At 73.4% G+C, this 5,061-nt stretch carries 4 protein-coding genes; 2 read left to right on the top strand and 2 right to left on the bottom strand.

Going from position 1 to position 5,061, the window contains the following annotated elements; all coding sequences use genetic code 11:
• Positions 1–1,022 (top strand): NAD(P)/FAD-dependent oxidoreductase (locus CCL05_RS35080; protein ID WP_086564689.1); only part of this gene is annotated, 1,022 nt, incomplete at its 5' end.
• Positions 1,023–1,110: 88 nt separating this feature from the next.
• Here CCL05_RS35080 and CCL05_RS35075 read toward each other — a convergent pair.
• Both CCL05_RS35075 and CCL05_RS35070 read right to left on the bottom strand, forming a co-directional pair.
• Positions 1,111–1,962: an SMP-30/gluconolactonase/LRE family protein gene (locus CCL05_RS35075; protein ID WP_086564688.1), complete on the bottom strand. Its 852-nt coding sequence runs from the start codon at positions 1,960–1,962 to the stop codon at positions 1,111–1,113.
• Positions 1,959–2,732: an IclR family transcriptional regulator gene (locus CCL05_RS35070; protein WP_086564687.1), complete on the bottom strand. Its 774-nt coding sequence runs from the start codon at positions 2,730–2,732 to the stop codon at positions 1,959–1,961. The genes CCL05_RS35075 and CCL05_RS35070 overlap by 4 nt, the downstream gene beginning before the upstream one ends.
• 242 nt (positions 2,733–2,974) lie before the next feature.
• Between CCL05_RS35070 and CCL05_RS35065 the strand changes: the two genes are divergently transcribed.
• Positions 2,975–4,996, top strand: a complete 2,022-nt coding sequence (locus CCL05_RS35065) for a TerD family protein (RefSeq protein ID WP_208641684.1) — start codon at positions 2,975–2,977, stop codon at positions 4,994–4,996.
• The last annotated feature ends 65 nt before the right edge of the window (positions 4,997–5,061 follow it).

The following is a 5,061-nucleotide window of genomic DNA, read 5'->3' as shown; positions in this document are numbered from 1 at the left end:
TCCTGGCCGATCCGCGGATCGAGGTCGTCGAGCGGGCGGAGGCGGTGGGCCTGACCGGCACGCACGCCGCCGTCACGGGCGTCCGCATCCGGCTCTGCGAAGGCCCCGAGCGGACGCTCACCGCCGACCTGGTCGTCGACGCCTCGGGCCGCGGCTCCCAGGCCGCCCGGTGGCTGGCCGCCCTCGGCCTGCCCCCGGCGGAGCGACGCGAGGTCGACGCGGGCCTGGCGTACGCCAGCCGCCTGTACCTCGCCCCCGAGCAGGCCCGCGACGGCTTCCCCGTCGTCAACGTCCAGCCCGACCGGCGGGACGGCGGACCGGGCCGGGCGGGCTTCCTGCTGCCCATCGAGGAAGGCCGCTGGATCGTCACCCTGTGCGGCACCCGGGGCGGCCGGCCGTCCCCCGAGAACGACGACTTCGTCCGCTTCGCCCGCGAGGACCTGCGGCACCCGGTCATCGGCGAACTGCTCGAACGGGCCGAGCCGCTGTCCGATGTGGCGTTCACCCGCACGACCGTCAACCGCCGGCACTTCTACGAGCGGATGCCGGTGTGGCCCCGGAACTTCGCCGTCCTCGGCGACGCCCTCGCCGCGTTCAACCCGGTCTACGGGCACGGCCTGGCCGTCGCCGCGCAGAGCGCCCTGCTCCTGCGGGACGCGCTGCGGCGGCACGGCTGGGCGGCCGCCGGGCTCTCCCGGCTGATCCAGAAGGCGGTGTCCCGCCCGGTCGGCGCGGCCTGGGACCTGGCGATCGGGCAGGACGTGTTCTACCCGGGCGCGACGGAGCAGGGCCCCACGCTGCGGGACCGGCTCGTGACGGCGTACGTGGACCGGCTGATGTACACGGCGACGGGCAACGGGCGCATCGCCCGCCGGGTGACGGACGTGACGTCGCTGGAGCGGGGGGCGGGGGTGCTGCTGACGCCGTCGGTGATGGTGGCGGCGGTGGTGGGGCCGCTGCGGCCGGCGTTGAGCGGGCCGCCGTTGACGGCCGGGGAACGGAAGGCCGCCGGACTGGCTTAGCTGCGGGCAGTCGTGCCGCTGGGCGGCACGGGTGGGCGCAGCGGCACCCCGTAGCGCCGGGTTGCGCCCCCACCTCCACGAGCGGACCTCAGCCTTGGAACGCGGGCTGGGCAATCCCCTTGCCCGCCCCCGGCACCACGAACACCGACCCCGCCAGCGCCGGCGGTTCCGTCAGCCCGACCCGGGCCGTCGTGATGTACAGGTCACTCAGCCCGGCCCCACCGAACGCACACGCCGTGACCAGCGGAACCGGCAACTCGATCACCCGGTCCAGCCGCCCCTCCGGCGTGTAGCGCCGCACCGCCGACCCCTGCCACAGCGCCACCCACACACAACCGTCCGCGTCCACGGTCAGCCCGTCGGGGAACCCCGCGCCGTCCTCGATCTCCGCGAGGGTCCGCCGCCCGGACAGCCGCCCGTCCGCGTGGTCGAAGACATCGACCCGCCGGGTCGGGGAGTCGATGTAGTACATGAGCCGGCCGTCGGGGCTCCACCCCGTGCCGTTGCTCACCGCCACGTCGTCGAGGACCACCTCGGCCGATCCGTCACCGGTGATCCGGGACAGCGTGCCGCCCCCGGGGGCCTCGTCGTAGCGCATCGTGCCCGCCCACAGCGAGCCGTCCGGCGCGACGGCCGCGTCGTTGGCGCGCCGGCCGGGCACGGGATCGCGGTGCAGCCAGCGGAAACCGCCGTCGGGGTCGAGGAGGCCGACCCCGTCGCGCAGGTTCAGCACCAGCCCGCCGTCGGCGCGCGGCTTGACCGCGCCCACGTGCTGTTCCGTCCGGCGGACCGTGCGGCGCCCGGTGGCCGGGTCGTACGTGTGCACCCGGCAGCCGAGGATGTCGATCCACAGGAGCCGGCCGGTGGCCGCGTCCCAGGTCGGCCCCTCGCCGAGTTCGGCCTCGGCCCGTACGGCGACCTCGTACGGCGTCGTCGTCATGCCATGCTCCGGTGACCGAGGTGCTCGGACAGCTCGGCGGCGCCCTTGGCGGCGAGCTGCTCCAGCTCGGCGCGGCGCTCCTCGCTCCAGCGGATCATGGGCACGGAGATCGACAGGGCGGCGACGACCTGCCCGGTGCGGTCGCGGACCGGTGCGGCCACGCAGCTCACGTCCGGGTTGGACTCGCGGTTCTCGACGGCGAGGCCCCGCTCACGGATCTCGGCCAGGGTCTCGCGCAGGGCGGCCGGGTCGGTGATGCTGTTGGGGGTCATCGCGGCCAGCTCGTCGCCGTCGGGGATCCGCGTGGCGAGTTCGTGCTCGGGGAGGGAGGCCAGCAGCATCTTGCCGACGGACGTGCAGTGGGCGGGCAGCCTGCGCCCGGCCGCCGACACCATCCGCACGGCGTGCGTGGAGTCGACCTTGGCGATGTAGATGACGTCCGTGTCCTCGAGGATCGCCACGTGCACCGTCTCGTCGCAGGTCTCGGCGACGGACCGGGCGACGAGCTGGCCCTCGGCCGCGAGGTCGAGCTGCTCGGAGTAGCGGGCACCGAGCTGGTACGGGCGCACGCCGAGCCGGTAGCGTCCGGGCTGGCCGGGCACGGGGACGATGTACTTCCGGGCGGCGAGCGTGGTCACCAGCTCGTGCACGGTCGTGCGCGGCAGCTGGAGCTTGCGCACGATGTCGGGGGCGGAGAGCGTCCCGTCCCCGTCGAGGAAGAGCTCCAGAATGTCGAGAGCCCGGGTCACGGCTGGTACGAGGCGTCCCACGACCGGCCCCCTCCCTATGTGTTCTCAGGCGCCTGCGGTGGCGATATCGACGTTCGAGATATCAACAGGCGATCGGCATGACGAACACAGGCTAGCCATAGAGGTTTGCCCGGGCAATGGGCAGAGGCCCGGCGGGCGGAAACCCATGAGCACACCACAGACACGTGGCGTGCACATTAAAGTGCCCTGTGTGCGACACGTCACAGGTGTCGCAAGGGTGGGGGGAAATCTCTGTGCGCGACATGACCATGGGCTCGAACGTGTCTCTGACGGCCCTGAGCGAGAACACCGGATCCGCGATCGTCAGCCTGGGCTGGTCCAGCCCGACCGGTGAGGGCGACGCCGACGTGTCCGTCCTGCTGCTGGGCGCGGACGGCAAGGTACGCAGCGACGCCGACTTCTACTTCTACAACAACCCGGTGGCCGCCGACGGCAGCGTGCAGCTCCTCGGCAAGGAGCCGACGGGGGACGGCAGCGAGGACCGGATCAGCTTCGACCTGACCGCGGTCCCGGCCGAAGTGGAGCGGATCGTCGTGGCCGCGAGCCGGTACGAGGGGGCGCGCTTCGGGGAGCTGCACGACCTGCGGGTGACGCTGGCCGACGCCGTGGGCGAGAGCCTCCTCCGGTTCGTCATCGAGGACGCCGGTCCGGTGAGCGCGATCATCTTCGGTGAGCTCTACCGGCGGGGGGAGGAGTGGAAGTTCCGGGCGGTCGGGCAGGGGTACGAGAGCGGGCTGGCCGGGCTGGCGACGGACTTCGGCGTCGACATCGAGGACGACATCGAGGACGACGAAGCGGAGTCCGCGGCGCCGGTCGCGGAGGAGACCTCCACCGCCGTCCCTCCCGACGCCCGGCCGCAGCCGGCGCTGGAGGCCGTCCCGGCACCGCGCCCGCCGGCCGACGAGGAAGCCGCCCCGAAGAGGACGGCCCGGCCCCGGACCGCGAAGAAGAGGGTCACGCCGCCCAGGGCGCCCGCGAAGAGCCTGGCGGAGAACGAGACCTGGAGGCCGGCGCGGCTCTTTCCGGTCTCGGCGCTCAAGGGCGACCGGGACCGGGAGATGCGCGCCACCTCGGTCCTGTTGTCGGTGATGGCCCAGGTACCCCGGTTCGGAAGGCGGATCACCGCCCCGTTCGGTGCGCCGTCCGGCCGCATGGAGACGTTCACCGAGGTCTCCCTGCCGCACGGTGACACGCCCAGGCGCCCCGACGGAGTGATCCGCGTCGAGCGCGCCGGCAAGCTGTGGACGGCACTCGTCGAGACCAAGACCAACGGCAACGCCCTCAAGTCCGAGCAGGTCCAGGCCTACATGGACATCGCCGCCCGGCGCGGCTACGAAGCCGTGATCACGCTGTCGAACGACGTCGCGCTGGAGGGCAGTCCGCTGGTCGACGTCAAGGTCGACCGGCGGCGCAAGCACCAGGTGGCGCTCTGGCACCTGTCCTGGGCCGAAGTCGCCCATCAGGCCCAGATGCTGATCCGGCACGAGGGCGTCGGCAACGCGGCCCGCACCTGGCTGCTCCAGGACCTCCTGCACTACCTCCAGCACGACAACTCCGGTTGCCACGGCTTCCAGAACATGGGCTCGGCCTGGGTGCCGGTGCGCAACGGAATCGACGACGAGACCCTCTGCCAGGGCGACCCGCGCGCCTTGGAGGTGGTGGAGAGCTGGGAGCGGCTCATCCGCCAGGTGTGCCTGCGGCTGGGCGGCGAACTCGGGCAGAAGGTGCTGCCCGCCCAGCGCACCCGACGCGGCACCGACCCCGGGGCCCGCCGCGCCCGCCTGGCCGACCAGCTGTGCCTGGAGGGCCGGCTGCACGCGGAGTTGCGCGTCGAGGGCGCCCCCGGCCTGCTCACCGTCAGCGCCGACCTGCGCACCGCCAAGCTGCGTACGTCCGTGGAGATCCCGGCCCCCGAGCAGGGCTATCCCCTGACGTGGGTCAAGCGCCTGGTCCGGCAGCTCGCCGAGGCACCGGCGGACCTGCACGTCGAAACCCTGGTGGACGGCCAGACGGGCGGCCCCCGGGGCACGCTGGAGCGGCTCCGCCCGGAACCGGGGGACCTGCTCCCCAAGGACGGCGCCACTCGGATCACCGGTTTCCGCCTGTCCCTTTTCAAGGGCATGGGAAGCGGCCGGGGCAACGCGGAGTCCGGCTTCATCCGCAGTGTCGACGACGCCGTGCACCGGTTCCACAGCACGGTGGTGGTCCGCCTGGACGCTCCCGCATCCGGGCGGGCCGCGGCGAAGGAGCGGGCCACGGTGTGACGGCGCGGCGGCGGTGAGCCCCGCCGGTGCGCCGGCCCGGCTCACCGCCGCCCCCGCCCCACCCC

It is taken from the genome of Streptomyces africanus (assembly GCF_002150735.1).
Taxonomy (GTDB): Bacteria; Actinomycetota; Actinomycetes; order Streptomycetales; family Streptomycetaceae; genus Streptomyces; species Streptomyces africanus.
This window is presented reverse-complemented; position numbering and strand designations above follow the sequence as displayed.

Bases quoted from the DNA above. Each gene is read 5' to 3' on its own strand.
- CCL05_RS35075 (WP_086564688.1), bottom strand. From the start codon at position 1,962: ATGACGACGACGCCGTACGAGGTCGCCGTACGGGCCGAGGCCGAACTC.
- CCL05_RS35065 (WP_208641684.1), top strand. From the start codon at position 2,975: ATGACCATGGGCTCGAACGTGTCTCTGACGGCCCTGAGCGAGAACACC.